At 59.9% G+C, this 15,539-nt stretch carries 8 protein-coding genes; 6 read left to right on the top strand and 2 right to left on the bottom strand.

The genetic code is table 11. The features are described 5' to 3' along the window. Positions 1–15 precede the first annotated feature (15 nt). From J5J06_16015 to cadA, 4 genes are all read left to right on the top strand, one after another. A complete protein-coding gene (locus J5J06_16015) occupies positions 16–354 on the top strand; it encodes a P-II family nitrogen regulator (GenBank protein ID MCO6438598.1) in 339 nt (112 codons plus the stop codon). Positions 355–670: 316 nt separating this feature from the next. Beyond that, positions 671–886 (top strand): hypothetical protein, encoded by a 216-nt coding sequence (locus J5J06_16010; GenBank protein MCO6438597.1) that lies wholly within the window; start codon positions 671–673, stop codon positions 884–886. A 127-nt stretch (positions 887–1,013) separates the two neighbouring features. Then, a complete protein-coding gene (locus J5J06_16005) occupies positions 1,014–1,493 on the top strand; it encodes a hypothetical protein (protein ID MCO6438596.1) in 480 nt (159 codons plus the stop codon). 129 nt (positions 1,494–1,622) lie between these two features. Further along, entirely contained in the window at positions 1,623–3,782 is a 2,160-nt protein-coding gene (cadA, locus tag J5J06_16000) for a cadmium-translocating P-type ATPase (GenBank protein MCO6438595.1), read from the top strand. Between the two features lie 144 nt (positions 3,783–3,926). Here the strand turns inward: cadA and J5J06_15995 are convergent, their stop codons facing one another. Beyond that, entirely contained in the window at positions 3,927–4,196 is a 270-nt protein-coding gene (locus tag J5J06_15995) for a hypothetical protein (GenBank protein MCO6438594.1), read from the bottom strand. A gap of 506 nt (positions 4,197–4,702) precedes the next feature. Here J5J06_15995 and J5J06_15990 point away from each other — a divergent pair. Further along, positions 4,703–6,085 carry an efflux RND transporter periplasmic adaptor subunit gene (locus J5J06_15990; protein ID MCO6438593.1) on the top strand — a complete coding sequence of 461 codons (1,383 nt, stop codon included), beginning with the start codon at positions 4,703–4,705 and terminating at the stop codon, positions 6,083–6,085. A gap of 18 nt (positions 6,086–6,103) precedes the next feature. Further along, a complete protein-coding gene (locus J5J06_15985; protein ID MCO6438592.1) occupies positions 6,104–9,205 on the top strand; it encodes an efflux RND transporter permease subunit in 3,102 nt (1,033 codons plus the stop codon). 1,003 nt (positions 9,206–10,208) lie between these two features. Here J5J06_15985 and J5J06_15980 read toward each other — a convergent pair. After that, positions 10,209–15,266, bottom strand: a complete 5,058-nt coding sequence (locus J5J06_15980; GenBank protein MCO6438591.1) for a HEAT repeat domain-containing protein — start codon at positions 15,264–15,266, stop codon at positions 10,209–10,211. Positions 15,267–15,539: the final 273 nt, after the last annotated feature.

The following is a 15,539-nucleotide window of genomic DNA, read 5'->3' as shown; positions in this document are numbered from 1 at the left end:
AGAAGGAAATCGATTATGAAAGAAATAAAAGCGATCATCAGGCCGCACCGTCTGGATGCCGTACTCGATGCGCTGCACGCACATCCGGAACTTCCCGGCGTGACCGTGTCCTACATCCGCGGCTTTGGGCGAACCGTGGGGCGCTCGGACTCTGACGATGCACCGGTTCAATACGGCATCGCCGAAATGGTCAAGCTTGAGTGCGCGCTGAACGACGAGGAAGTCGACACGGTCATCGACTTGATTCAGCAGGCGGCACACACGGGTAACGTCGGAGACGGAAAGATCTTCGTGTTTGATGTCGAGCTAGCCGTCAAGATTCGGACTGGCAGCCGGTTGGAGCGAATCGAGTGAGCGTGCCGACGACGATCGGCGCAGAGGCTAACGAAGGCAGAGATCGAAACGCCGGTGGAGGATGATCATGTTCAGAATCGCGCTAAGCACCGTATCTTGTTTGTTGTTGCTCGGGGTGCAAAGTGGATGTGCACCCCGGGTGTACAAACGAATTGCTCTGACGGCACCTGAGACGGGAAATCGCGTCGCTATCTGTTACGTCCTTGGGCAAGGAAGTAACCGGATCCTCGGCGCCGGCCTCAAGAGAACCGACGGCCGGTGGCAGATCGTTGGGCGTATGGCTGGCTCCCCACCGCTTACACGTTCGGATACGACGTTGAGGGTTGAGGCGGTCACCAGCGATGAGTCACTCGTTTCCTTCAGCACCGGCTACGCGGAACGAAAACCCTCGGGGGTACGACTTCGCAAGAGCAGGTACGCAACATTCCGTCTCGAAATCCCCGATCCGGACAGTTTCGACCACTTGCATCTGGCACTCGTTTCGCCCGATGAGCGTGATTCGATCCTGCCATCGCATGAGCCGGAGCAATGACGTGATGTTGCGCTGAAGGCCGAGTGCTTGGCGGCGGCGAGTATTGCGTCGTGAAACGCGTCGCCCGGCAGATGACTCAACGGCTGAAGCGAGGTCAGATGGTCGTCGCCTGGCAAGGAATGCTGACATGAAGAAGTCCACCGAACGCAAAATGAACCTCGTTGTCGGCACTATACTCCTCGTTCAAGTTGGCGGCGTGGCGTTCATCTTGATCTACAATGCCGTGCACAAGCATCGCTACCACCGGGACCTGCTGGCCACGAAGGATCTCACGCTCCAGTTTACGGGGCCTGGCGACATCGAATTGCAGGATCCACATGCGTACGCCCGGAAGGAGGGGCTCGTTGTGAGCGGCTGCCTAAACGCGACAACGCCGTCACGCGGCCTCGCCACGAACGAGGTCGATGTATGCGTATTGTCGCCAAAGGGAACCGTACTTCAGGAGACGGCAATCCGTGAATTGTCTCGGTGCAAGCGTGGAGGTGTTCATTTCAACACCAAGTTCGCATCGATTCCTCCGGACGGCTCGGTCCTGGACATCAAGGCGTTGGCGCGTGAGATGGATGATGCGACTCCGGATTCATCCGCGGATGATCCTGATGGTTGAGACAAGAGGATCTGGGAGTGCTACCCCGAGTTGGACACAAGAACGCTGTCTCGAACGGCTCCCGCAGCGTGGGGTCTGTGGGTCGCACGCTGAGTGAGCCTCGGGCGATTGCCCGCGATCGGTGAAATCATGCAGTCATTGAGCAAGATACACTCGACGTCATTTCGCGTGGAGGGCATGGATTGCCCTGACGAGATCGCCGAGCTGCGCGACTGTCTCGGAGATGTGGACGGTGTCGGCGGACTTTCATTCAACCTGATGCGGGCGACGATGACAGTTGAGCATGACGCCTCCCGAATCGACGCCGCGGAAATCCTCGCACGCCTTCGCAACACCGGGATGCGAGCCTCTGTCTCCAGACACCCGGCAGATGCGCCGCGCCAGATCGAAACGACCGTGCCGCGCGGGCCATTGTGGACGGCTGCGGTTGCCGCATGCGCAACAGCACTTGGGGCTGGGCTGTCATTTGCTCCAACAGCCATGGTGCATCACACAACGTGGCCAGCCGCCGTTGCGTACGTGCTCGCGATCGCGGCGGCTTGGAGCTACGTCCTACCCAAAGCCTGGGCCTCGATGTTGCGGCTTCGGCTTGACATGAACGTGTTGATGACCGTGGCTGTAGTCGGCGCTGTCGGGCTTGGGGAATGGCTGGAGGGCGCATCGGTCGCGGTTCTGTTTGCCGTGTCGCACCTGCTGGAGACGTGGAGCGTCAACCGAGCGCGTCGGGCGATCCAATCACTGATGGAGCTCAGCCCCGAGCGAGCACGCGTCGTGCAGTCAGACGGGGCCGAGGAAGAATTGGACGTTCAAGACGTGGGCGTTGGCAGCAGGATCATCGTCCGCCCGGGCGAAAAGTTCCCGCTCGATGGTGGAGTCGTCGAAGGCGAAACCACTGTCAATCAAGCGCCGATCACCGGAGAGTCCGCGCTCGTCGCAAAACAACCTGGCGACGACGTGTTTGCCGGAACGGTCAATCAGGACGGCGCCGTCACCGTTGAGGTAACCAAGCCCGCTGGCGACACGATACTCGCCGGCGTAGTCCGATTGGTAGAGCAGGCTCAGTCGCAACGGTCCCATTCGGAACAATTCGTCGAACGCTTCGCCCGCTACTACACGCCGGCCGTCGTGATCGGGGCCGTACTGATGTGCCTCATGCCGCCGCTTCTTTTCGGTGCCGCCTGGTCGGCGTGGTTCTATCGCTCCCTTGTCTTGTTGGTCATCGCATGTCCTTGTGCGCTGGTCATCTCGACGCCCGTATCCATCGTCAGCGGGCTGGCCGCGGCAGCACGCAATGGCGTCCTAGTCAAGGGTGGAGAGCACTTGGAGACCGTCGGCCGCACCAAGGCCGTCGCCATTGATAAAACGGGCACGCTTACAGTCGGCATACCCGTCGTGCAAGAGGTCATCCCCGTTAACGACACACCGGGCGACCGTTTGCTCGAGATTGCCGCAGCTATTGAACAGCGGAGCGAACATGCCATCGCCAGATCGATCGTCGAATACGCTGCGCAACACGATATTGCGCCAGCCGCCTGCCGCGACTACCAGGGCATTCGTGGTAAGGGAGCCCGTGCTTCCGTGGATGGGGAGGAGTATTTGCTCGGCAGCCACAGGCTGCTCGAGGAAAATGGCGTTTGTACGGAGGAGATGCATCGAACGATGGCCGATCATGAGGATTGCCATCACACGACCGTCGGGCTCGCTTCGACACGCGGACCGCTCGGTGTGATTCTACTGGCCGACGGACTCCGGCAGGAGTCTAGTGTTGTTGTGCGCTCGCTCCGTGAGATTGGTGTCAATCACATTATCATGCTGACCGGTGACAACGAGGGAACGGCCAAGGCGATAGCTGAGGAATGCGGCGACATCGATTTCCGTGCGGAGCTACTACCCGCCGACAAGGTGGCAGCTGTCGAGGAGCTCCGGCGTTCGCACGAGCATGTCATGATGGTGGGTGACGGAATCAACGACGCTCCGGCGCTGGCTGCCGCAAGCGTTGGCGTGGCCATGGGGACGGGCGGAACTGACGCGGCTTTGGAAACGGCGGACATCGCACTGATGGCGGACGACCTCCGCAAACTTCCGTGGCTACTGCGTCATAGCCAAAGGACGAAGAACATCATCATCCAGAATGTCTCGCTGTCGCTGGGCATCAAGGCGGTGTTTCTTGCGCTAGCGATCCCGGGGCTGGCGAACCTCTGGATGGCCATCGCCGCCGATATGGGGGCGTCGCTGCTCGTAACCTTCAACGGTTTGCGGTTGCTTCGAGCAAAGGGTGAGGACGGTTGAACCTGCAACAGTCGAATTGAAGAATGTCGATTCCAAGGATAGAATGACTCGGATGATACGACTTGCGGTCAAACTGGTGATGGTGTGGTTGCTCCTGGGCCCGCCTGCGCTGTGTCGAGCCGGAGTTCTGGTCCAATGCTGCGATCATGAATCCGAAGGCACACCGGATCCCAGTGACTCTGTTGCATCGCCATGTTGCGCCGACGAGGGCAGCGACAGCGGCTCATCCGATTCCGCACCCGACTCGACGCCTCGCAGGTGCGGCACCTGCGCGGGTGTGTGCGCGTCCGTCGCCAAACCGACGGATGACTCCAACTCGACCACGCTTGCCGCTTTCTTGGTACCTCCTACAAACGTCGTCACGGTAGCTGCGATCACGCGAGTCACGAACATGTCCCGATTGAGTTGGCTCACAAGCCTGCCGTTTCCACCGAGCGATCTCCCGCTTCTGATCTGATTCCCAAAAGCAACTGTTTCGAATGGCTTCCAGCGCCGGTGCGCGCACAGCGCTAATTGGTGATGAGGGACTTGGTCTCGCGCACTTTCGCGCGAGGTTTAATGAACGATGAATTGGATCCGTTAGTTGGAGATTCTCAATGAGAACAAGAATACGGACAAGACTGACAACGACGTGCACCTTGCTCGTCCTCTTGTCGTTGGTCGGGTACATGAACCAAGATGTCCGCGGCTCTGGCGGAGCGACTACGGAATCGGGCAGCAGCGACTCGAGCCGATCAACTGGTCCGGCCAACAGCGCCGTAAGACCAACGTTGGACCAGGGCTGGTGCAGTGGACATGGCGTACCGGAGTCGGTGTGCACAAGATGCAACGCATCGCTCATTCCGCGATTCAAGGAGGCAGGAGACTGGTGCGACGAGCATGGGCTGCCGGAGTCGCAGTGTACGGTCTGTCATCCAGAGGTGGAGGCGGAATGGGCAAAGTTGAATCCAAACGCCAAGAAGGATGATGATCGCGGTGGTTCACGAGGAGTCAGCCCGGACTCAACCTCCATCCGGTCCTCTGGCCCTCCACCCGGTAAGCGAGATCCGAACCGGCTGTGGTGCTCAGAGCACGACGTCTACGAGGATGAGTGTCTTATTTGCCACCCGGAATTGAAGAACAAGCCTGCGAATGAAGGTGCCGCCGAACTCATGTGCAAGGAGCACAACGTGCCGGAGAAGGAGTGCGGCATCTGTCATCCGGAACTGGCTCCCGATCTGAAACCCGGTGAGAGCCTGAAGATCCGTCAGCTTTCACGGAGATCCGCAGCAAAGGCGGGAATTACGACGGAAAGAGCGCAGCCAGGTGAATCATCACCCGGCATCAGCGTGTTTTGCGAGGTGCGGTACAACCAGAACCAGGTGGCACGCATCACACCGCTCGCGCCCGGCGTGGTTGATCGCGTACTCGTCGACGTCGGGCAGGCTGTGGGCGAAGGCGACATCCTCGTCGAGATTGCCTCCTCCGAAATCGCGGCCGCCAAACGAGACTATTTGTTGGCCATCGTCGATGAGAAAGTGAAATCCTTCTCCCTTGCGCGCGAAGAGCAATTGCTCGCCAAGAAGATCTCAGCCGAGGCAGCCTATCAAAAGGCCGAGGCCGAGCACGAGATGGCCAGAGCAGTCAAAACAACGGCTCGGCAGACACTCCTGAATTATCGTTTCACCGACGCGGAAATTAGGCAGATCGAGGGCACGAAGTCGAGTTCGTCGTTGATGTACGTGCGGGCTCCCTACGCAGGGACCTTGGTGGAACGCGAAGCCGTGGTCGGGGAGGCCGTCGAGCCCGGCGCAAAACTCTTCACTCTCGCCGACCTCTCAACCATGTGGCTCGAACTTGCCGTCCCGGAGAACCAAATAGCGAGTGTGCATCCAGGCCAAGTGGTCGAGGGGACTTTCAGCGGGCTACCCGGCCTGACAATTCAAGGTGAACTTATCTGGATCGACTCGCGCGTCGATGAGCGGACCCGCCTCGTCAAGGCACGTGCATTGGTTCCAAATCCTGACGCACAACTGAAAAGCGGCATGTTCGGCGTGGCCAAGGTGGTGTTCGAGAAGCCGGTGAGCATGCTTCGCCTGCCTCCATCGGCGTTGCAGCGATTCGAGGGGCAGCCATATGTCTTTGTCAAAAAGAACGAAGACTTGTTTCAACTGCGGCGAGTGATCGTGGGCGCCAAGGACGCTCATTCGGTCGAAATTCTCGCGGGCATTCTCGCCACCGACGAAGTTGTTGTGTCGGGTGGCTTCACGATGAAATCTGAATTCCTCAAGTCGCGCCTGGGCGCCGGCTGCGTGGATGATTAGAGGGAACGGGCCACCATCATGTTGAATCGTCTTGTAGAATTCGCGCTCAAGAATCGGTTGCTGGTTCTGCTCCTGTTTGTGCTCTGCATTGGGCTCGGCGGTTGGACCCTCGTGCACATCCCCGTTGATGCGTTTCCCGATACGACGCCCGTGCAGGTACAGATCAACACCGTTGCCCCAGCTCTGAACCCCGAGGAGATTGAGCAGCAGATTACGCTACCTGTCGAGCTTTCGATTGGAGGCCTGCCGGGCCTTTCGAGCGTCCGCTCGGTATCGAAGTTCGGGCTTTCGCAAGTCGTCGCCATCTTTGACGACGCATCCAGTATCACCGACGCACGGCAATACGTGTCCGAGCGACTCGCTGGAGTTGAGCTTCCCGATGGCATCAGCAGACCGGAACTGGGGCCGATTGCCACGGGTTTGGGGGAGATCTTTCACTACATCGTGCGATCAGAAGACCCGAATCGAACGCTCGAAGATCTTCGCACAATTCACGATTGGATCATCAAACCCGAACTGAGGAAGGTCCCCGGTGTCGCGGAGGTGAACTCCTGGGGCGGTAACGAAAAACAGTTCCATGTCATCGTATCGCCGGAGTCGCTCCTGAAATACGACCTGACACTGGACGACGTTTTCGAGACACTTGAGGAGAACAACCACAATGTCGGCGGCGGGCAGATCGTTTCGGGCGGCGAGTCGAGACTGGTGCATGGCATCGGACGCGTCACCAGCATCGAAGAGATCGAGAACATCGTCCTTGCGTCCTACGACGGAACGCCACTCTTCATCAAGGACATCGCCGAAGTTGCCATTGGGCACGAGATACGCCGTGGCGCAGTCACCGCACAAGGTCGCGGCGAAGCGGTCCTTGGCCTTGCGTTTATGCTCATGGGGGAGAACAGCAAGGTCGTCTCGGAGATGCTCAAAGAGCGACTCGATGGAGTCAGAAAATCTCTTCCTGGCGACGTCATCGTCGAAATCGTCTACGACCGTACCGATCTGGTACGCGAGGTCATCAACACTGTCAAGCACAACCTCACTGCCGGCGCGGTGCTTGTCATCATCGCACTCTTCATCTTGTTGGGAAACATACGTGCCGGTTTGGTCGTTGCGGTATCGATTCCCATCGCCATGCTGTTTGCGGTCCTGGGCATGTACGAGTTTGGCATCGCCGCCAGCCTTTTGAGTCTCGGCGCGATCGACTTCGGCGTGATCGTGGACGGCTCCGTCGTGATGACGGAAGCGAATCTCAGGACGCTCGCTGAACGTCAAACCGAACTCGGTCGCCCGCTGGAACGAGGCGAGCGTTTGCGTTGCATCATCGACTCCAGCAAGCAGGTAGTTCGACCCACTGTGTTCGGCCTCGGCATCATCATGGTCGTCTTCTTTCCCATTCTCATGCTTCAGGGCATCGAAGGTAAGATGTTCCGTCCCATGGCGTGGACGTTCATCTTTGCTTTGGCAGGTGCGCTGCTCATCGCAGTCACCCTTTCGCCGATTCTGGGCTACTATTTCCTGCCTCGCAAAGTTGGCGAGAACGCCGGTCTCGTCGGACAAGCGCTGGTGGCGGTCTACGGGTCGTTGCTCAAATGGACCTTGCGGCTGCGTGTCGTTGTGCTGCCGGCTGTTGCCGTACTAATCGTGGCAACCGGTTTTCTGGCCCTGCGGCTGGGCGGCGAGTTCATTCCCCGCCTGAGCGAGGGTTCCACCGTCATCAACACGATACGTTTGGCCGGCGTCTCGATTGACGAATCGGTGAACTACAACACGCGCATTGAGCGTCTTCTCCTCGACGCGTTCCCCGATGAGATCCGGGATGTGTGGAGTCGTACCGGAACGGCCGAGGTTGCAACCGATCCGATGGGTATCGAACTGACCGACATTTTCATCTCGCTAAAGCCGCGCGAGCACTGGTCGCGCGCGACGACGCAAGCGGAACTAACGGCGCTCATGCAGCAGGAAGTTGCGGACCTGCCCGGCCTAAACATGGTGTTTACGCAGCCGATTGAGATGCGACTCAACGAGATGATCTCGGGCATTCGTTCCGATCTAGGAATCAAAATCTATGGTGACGACTTCGACCAGCTCATCCGACTGAGCAACCGTGTTCAGGAGATTCTCGCGGACATGGAAGGAGCGTCGGACATCGCCGTGGATCAGGTGACTGGGCAGCCAACACTACGAATCAGCGTGGACCGGCATAAGATCGCGCGGTTCGGGATCCCCGCCCGTAACGTGCTCGATTTCGTTGAAACCATTGGCACGCGACGCGTGGGAGAGGTCTTTGAAGGGCAGCGTAAGTTCCCACTTGTGGTTCGGCTTCCTGACGAATACAGGACGAACAGCGATCTTCTTGCTGCTACCCTGATCCCCACTGAGATTGGGACGCGCCTGCCACTAACTGAGCTGGCCCTGATCGAGGATACGGAAGGAGCGTCGACCATCAATCGCGAATGGAGCCGGCGCCTTATTAGAGTTCAGTGCAACGTTGTCGGACGCGATACGACGTCCTTCGTCGCAGAGGCGAAGGCGCGAATCGACAAGGAGATGGCGCTTCCCGAAGGCTACGTGATCGACTGGGGCGGGCAGTTTGAGAATCTCGAACGGGCGAGATTACGACTGAGCATTCTCGTACCGCTTACACTGACTCTCGTGTTCTTCCTCCTGTTTTTCAGTCTCAAGAGTCTTCGCGATGTGCTTCTCATTTACACGGGCATTCCGTTCGCCATGGTCGGGGCGGTGCTGGCCCTGGAGTTTGCGGGACTTCCCTTCAGTGTAAGTGCCGCCGTAGGATTCATCGTCCTTGGGGGAATCGCCGTACTCAATGGTCAGATACTGGTCTCCGCGATTCGACCGCTGCGAGATACCGGCGCAAGTTTGCGAGAAGCGGTCACGGCGGCGGCAACGCAACGGCTACGCCCGGTGTTGGCCACGGCCGTCACTGACGCCGCCGGCTTCTTGCCCATGGCGATCTCGACTGGCGTCGGAGCCGAGGTGCAACGCCCACTTGCGACGGTCGTAATCGGCGGAATCGTAACATCGACGCTTCTGACGCTCTTCGTTCTCCCGCTGCTTTACGAACTATTCGGTAAGGACGAGGCGGAAGAAGTAGTGATTTGACTCTCCAACGAAGTGTGAGGAGAAAGAGGATCCTTATTCGTGTCCAGAAGGCTGGAGTTTTAGCCTGCGGAGTACCTTGTGTATGGCGGATGAATTCCGGAGCGCGTGGCGGGTGAAAACCGTAGCGCCTGAAGCTGAAGAATGTTCCCTACCTACTCTTGTCGAGAAGATCGAGTTTTCTGTTACTCTAAATGCTCTGGTACCTGGTCCACGACTTTCCTAGAATGCTGTCGTTCAGGCGCAGGGCTCTGCTGGGAAGCAACCTGAGCGCGACACGAGCGGGTCTTGCCCGAGGCATTCAGCTATGGACCAGATTTGCGTCAAAATCAGCCGGGCAGAGAATCAGTGTCAAGTCGGTCCGGAATTGGCGACGTAACTCCTCTCCCCCGCGTAACTGAGGCCGGGGGATTGGTAACCCCGGCACCCGTGTCGTAACGTGTTTTCCGACAGGGGATTACGTTCAAAACCGTGCGATGTTTGGCGTCTCGCTTGGCGGGCCTTCGCGGAGCTGGCGGGGAGGATTCAGCGCCGCTTGGTGAAACCCGGTCCGCCGATTGGGATCGGGGGACATCCGTTGTCATTCGGCCTCCCTCTGGCGCGCCGCCGCTTCCACGGGACGGTAGCGGCCCCCCCGGACCGAAGGAACGGGTCCTCCAGCCTGATGCCGGAATCCATTGGGGGGGCGACGAATCTCAATAAAGGCACGAGAGATCGCGGCGGGGCTCCGTTGGGCAGTGACTGACAGGTCGGGCCGGCGAATCCGTGCGGCGTGAGGGGCAACGTTTCCGCTCCGTTGAACCGGTCGGGAAACGACTTCCAGCGGTCAGGCCGGCATTCGTTACAGCCGCTGTCCCCGGAACATCGGGAACCGGTCACCCAAGTGAGGCGACAACACTGGAAGGATCTGAATCTCGTGTTCGAAGTGCAGCCGAGGGCCTCATGTGGCTGCCGGTCGGCCCCGTGCGAACTTAGGGTGCCGACAGAGGGTGAGTCGAGATGCAGGCTAGCGCTCGTCTTGCGGCCACAGCTCCAAGTGAAGCCTCAACTCGTCTTGCTTTGCCACCCTGCCCGATTGAAGAACCGTGACTTTCTGTTCCCTGCAGCGTTCATCGAGAAGGTGACCGGCCCAGCTGGCCCCCTGGCGCGCGACGGTGAGAAGCGCCTCGGCTGACCAATCCGTCTTGATCCGTGCCAAGCCACGAAGTGCGTTGAAGCCGACTCGATCATCCTTCCGCCGTCGGATCTTGATGAGGGCGTCCACTACATGGTCTGTTCCGATCCGGCCGAGCGCCTCACCGACCACTTGGCCGAGCCGGGCAGCGTCCGGGTCCAGATCCGATCCGGTGCCTGCCCCAGCCTCTGCGTTGCCACTCGCTGTGTCATCATGCGCCTCCAGCCCGTCAACCTGACGAGCATGCTTATCCAACAGGCTGATTAGCGCCTCGGACGCGCGGCCGGAGCCGATCTTTCCAAGCGATTCGGCTGCGTGCAAGCGGACGTAATCGTCTTCATCCTGAAGCGCGTTCATCAACGCATCCACCGCATCGGCCGAGCCCACGTCGCCCAGCGCTATGGCTGCCGCACCGCGAACACCCCGGTCCGGATCCTTCAAGAGGTAGGTCAAGCCAGCTACGGCTTTTTCGGCACCAAGTTTCCCCAATTGCTCAGCCGCCTGCGAGCGAACCCACGCATGTGGATCGCCAAGTGCCCCAAGCAGTGCATCGAGGGCCTGATCGGAACCGATTCGCCCGAGCGCTAAGGCCAACGCGTACCTTTCTCCCCACTCTTCCTCAGTCGCCTTGCGGCTTCTCTCTAGCAGCAAGCGGACCAAGGGTTCGACTGCCCGATGTGAGCCAGTTTTCCCCAGTGCTTCCGCCGCCAGCTCGCGAACGTCTCCATCTGAATCCGACAAGGACGCAATGAGTGCGTCAACAGCCCGATCGGAGCCGATTGTCCCAAGCGCTGTCACCACCGGTCTGCGTATCTTAGCATCTCCGTCGCGGAGTGCTTCGATCAGGGCGTCAGTCTCACTGTCACGCGGAGAGGTCAGCCTCCGCAGTGCTTCCGCCGCCTCTGGCCGGATGTCGGACTTCCGGTCGGCGACTACAGTGCCGAGTGGACCGACCGCGCGTTCTTCCACGGTTTGTCTCAGTGTCCGGATCATCTCCTCCGAAAAATGCTCCTTCAACTCTGCGCTTGCCCCCCCTCCCATCCAACCCAGTGCTCTTGCCGCGTTCCTCCGTACACGATCGTGCTCATGTGCCAGAGCATCGATTAGAACTCCTACGGCCCTGCTACAGTCCCCCCCGAAGACCCAGACAAGAGCCACACTCGCAATCTGCCGGACTTGTCTATCCAGGTCGGACAGAGCAGCGACCAGTGCCGTCACGCTGATCTCGGACGGGATCTGAGATATCGCGACCACCACCTGCCCACGAACGAAGCCAACATCGTCGTTCAGCGCAGCGATGAGGGCGTGCAGAGCGCGATCGGATGCAATAAGGCCCAGGGCGGACGCTGAGGCTGCGCGAACAGCACCGACCCGGTCGTGTTTGAGAGAGAAGACGAGCGCATCAACAGGCTGATCCGATCTAATGTTGCCGAGTGCTTTCGCCGTTGCGATACGTACATCGTCTGCGTCATCCCGCAAGGCTTGGATCAGAGGTGCAACACCAAGGATCGAGCCGGTCCGGCCCAAAGCCTCAGCGGCTTTGGCTCGAACGTTGCCATCGTCGTCCTCAAGTCGGCCAATCAGAGCGGGGATGGCTCGATCGGGCTCAACCACGCCCAGGCCCATTGCTGCGCATGACCGGACGGTCGGGTCAGTATCTGTCAACGCGTCGATCAACACTTGCAAGCTACGATCGGAGCCGATCGTCCCGAGCACTAGGGCTGTCCACTCGTTCAAGCGACGCACACCCGAGATGATTGCGTCTTGCGTTCGGTCTAAGCCGATCTCCGCGAGGGTCTCGGCCGCCGCCTCTTGTACGTCAACATCGGGGTCCAGCAGGGCGTCCACCAAAGCGGCGATCGCGCGATCCGTGCGGATTCTGCCGAGCGCCTCCACGGTGGCGCACCGGTCCGAGTTTTCGCCATGGTTCAGCCATGCAATCAAGGGGGCAACCGTTCGATCGGAGCCGATCCTGCCCAGTGATTCAGCTGCCGTCGATCGAACGTGACGGTCCTGGTCGTCCAGCGACTGTGTTAATGCTGCGATCGCGGACTTCGAGCCTACGAGGCCAAGTGCTTCGGCAATCCGCGCGCGTAACTGGGGATCAGCTGCGTTGGCGAGCTGATGCCCAAGGCTACCTGTTGCTTCGTCTGTGGCAATCAAGGCGAGCGCCTCGACAGCGTACGGTCCTAGTTCAGAGTCCTCCAACGCACCCACAACCCGGGCGATGATATCCGCGCCGACGAGTGGGATCAGTGCGAGCAAGCTCTCGTGAGCAAAGTCGCGCTCCTCAGCCCGATACCTGTTTCGAACGACGAAGCACCACGCGCCAAACGCATGCTCCGCCACATCGCGTGCGAGTTCTAGTTCGGAATCGTCCCTAGGTCGCCCGGCAGGATTCAAGAAACGGCTGCAGAGCATCACCAAAGTCCGCCAGGAATCGTCGTACCCTTCGTCGATTTCCGCCAAGAGCCAGCGGATGAGGCGGCTGGCAAGTGTTCGGCTGCGCGCCCACAGGCTGCCCATCATGAAGACGAAGGGGCGCATCCACGCCGGATCCCACGCGTGTTCGTTGAAGGCACGCCGGATCTCTTTCTCACTCTGTCTTGCCAGCCAGCGACCGGCGAAATACTCGAGGAACGTCTGGTCCGCGAACCGGACACACTGATCGGCGGATTGGACAAGCATACCGCTCTGCCGGAGGACTCGCTCCTGAATAGTGTTCAGCCATCCACCGGCAAGCTCATCTTCGGGGGCCGTATCGCGGCCCGTGTTCTCGCGGATCAGCGCCAGCGCGTCGTTGCTGGTAAGTTGCCGGTTGGGTGCCTCGGACCAGCAGGCCCACGCCAGACGGCCCAGCAGTCGAAGGATGAGCGAACGCGTGAGCGTTTCGTGTTCCCCGGACTGATCGATCAATTGCTGTTCGCGGCGACGCAGGAGTTCGTGCACAGCAAGTTCAAGCAATTCGCCTTCGTTTGCCGGCAACGTCATGTCACCGCGTTCTTTCACGAAGCACAGGAGCATCAACAGGAGTGGCTTGCGTACCATATTGTGCGTCAGGGGATTGCCTTCGAGTTGCCGCAGCAGGCGACGCCCGCGATCGGGGTCATCACAGAAGCGAGCACTGATATACGCCTCAACATCACGCCTGTCGAACTGCTCGAGCGCCAGACGTTCTTTTCGGAATCGGCGGAGCGGCATGCGTTCAAACGCCCAGGGGCGGCCGGCTATCACTACCGCGTTGTGGGAGACGGGATCTCTAGCCACCTCCCGATCAAGCCACTTGAACAGCATCTCACGTCTGGCCTGCGGGTTCACTTCATCCAGGCCATCGAGCAGCAGTACTGCTTTGCCTCTTGCAAAGAGGTCATCGACCAACGAGGTATCCAGCCGCGTGGTGTGAGCAGCCAACTCGTTGATGGTCTCATGCAGATCGGGCCTCCACTCCGTCAAGTCGATGGTGAACGGGATGCGGCACAGCGCCTCTTTCGGATGCAGTAGAAAGCGTCGAGCGAGATGCCACGCCATGTCGTCTAAGAATGTCGACTTCCCGGCGCCTGCGTCGCCTGTCACAGACACCTTTGGGTGAACGCCGGGCGTGAGGAGTTCCTTCATCAGTGCCGATTGAGGGCGTGTTTCTCTCCGCTGCCCCTGCTCCCCGTCGTCCTGCGGATCCCATCCAGTTTGCCCCCATGTCAAGTAACGCGGACGGTACAACTGCGCTCTCCACGACTCGCACGTGTCAGAGAGCACCTCCAGACGGCTCAGCCGATTCCGGATCGCTCCAACGTATGAACCCAGTTGCAGCAATATGGGGTCGTCAGTGAACAGTTGAGTGTCATCGTCGCTGATCGCGAGCACGGGTGCGCCCTGGTACGCTTTGGGCCATGCGCTTCGCAGTGCTCCATAGGCCGCGTCGACTCGTCCCGAGCGCGCCAGCTCCGTAAGGAATGCGCGAAGCCCGGATTTCGGCGCACCCCGCGGCACATAGAAGTTCGTTCCGAGCACAGCGGGCACGCCGCGGGCGAGGAAACGGTCGGCCAGGACATGCCAGGTGGAGCAGCCAAGCAGTACGACGCACCGTAGATCTTCATTGTCTATCGCCCGTTCAATGAAGGACTTGTCCTCAACGTCGCCATCTGCGAAACGTAGGTACGCCTTGCGGCCTCTCGTGTGAACATGCCCTCCGAAGACCAGCACATGCCAGTTCTTGGTTCCAAGATGTCCGAAGACCGAGGACCAGCCTTGCTCCACCAGCGGTTCTTCCAAGTACAGATCGCGAGCATGCGAATCCTGCACGGCTTCGCGAAGCCGCTGAATCTCCCCCACGTAGCCGGGGTCCTCGATGATTACACCTACCTCGAGGCGCCCTGCGATGCCTTGGCCACGTGACCCAGTGCGGCCGGCTCGCAGTAGCTGCACGCCTGAGAGCCAACACAGCGGAATCGCCTCCTCCCCCGACTCTGCTGAGATCGAGGCGGTTTCCCAAGGCAAGAACTCCAGGCACGGGTTGTTCACCGTGAGACGGATGTTCAGTGTCTTGTCCTGCTGTCGCGCGGCTCGAAGCCGCTCGCGGGTTTCTTCGCCAACCTCGCCGCCGAACAGGAAGCTCCCCAGCGTTTTGCCCAGCGCCTCCAGATCTCTTGACTGCGGGCTCCTTCGCCCCGCGGCCGCATCGACCGGACGCGGGTCGGTCGTAAGAGCACTATTCACATCTCGTCCGGCAGAGCTGATGAGCCGGAGACGATTCAGGATGTCTGCTTCGGTCTGCGCATCGTAGACCTGCGAATGCGAGGCGCCTCCGAGAACGCAAATCACCATGCGGCGCGATGTGCTGTCGTATTCTACGGCGACGTGTAGGGGTGACTCGTTTCCTCCGGTTTGACTCATGGCGGCTGCTCCAGCCAGATGCCTCACCTTGTTCGGAGCCGAACATTGTCTCGGCGGGGGCGCTTGGGATTCGGTTGGCCGACCCAACCGGGCAACATCGCAACGACGGAACAGAAACTCGGTGCTCCAACCGGCGAGACCGACGCGCACACCGCCGCGAGCATTCTATCAACCGCGATTCGCGTGCGAAATGCGCGGCGTCCCGCATCTTGATCTGGCTACCCCTGGACGACGGGCGAACGTGCCCGTGGACCACCTTGGGCCAGCCGAGAC

This window comes from Phycisphaerae bacterium (genome assembly GCA_024102815.1).
In the GTDB taxonomy this organism is placed as follows: domain Bacteria; phylum Planctomycetota; class Phycisphaerae; order UBA1845; family UBA1845; genus JAGFJJ01.
Note: the sequence above shows the minus strand (reverse complement) of the source record. Positions and strands in the feature narration are given on the sequence as shown.

What these genes read in the sequence shown, in the direction of transcription:
- J5J06_16015 (MCO6438598.1), top strand. Translation starts at nt 16, where the DNA reads ATGAAAGAAATAAAAGCGATCATCAGGCCGCACCGTCTGGATGCCGTA.
- J5J06_15980 (MCO6438591.1), bottom strand. Translation starts at nt 15,266, where the DNA reads ATGAGTCAAACCGGAGGAAACGAGTCACCCCTACACGTCGCCGTAGAA.
- J5J06_15985 (MCO6438592.1), top strand. Translation starts at nt 6,104, where the DNA reads ATGTTGAATCGTCTTGTAGAATTCGCGCTCAAGAATCGGTTGCTGGTT.
- J5J06_16005 (MCO6438596.1), top strand. Translation starts at nt 1,014, where the DNA reads ATGAAGAAGTCCACCGAACGCAAAATGAACCTCGTTGTCGGCACTATA.
- cadA (MCO6438595.1), top strand. Translation starts at nt 1,623, where the DNA reads ATGCAGTCATTGAGCAAGATACACTCGACGTCATTTCGCGTGGAGGGC.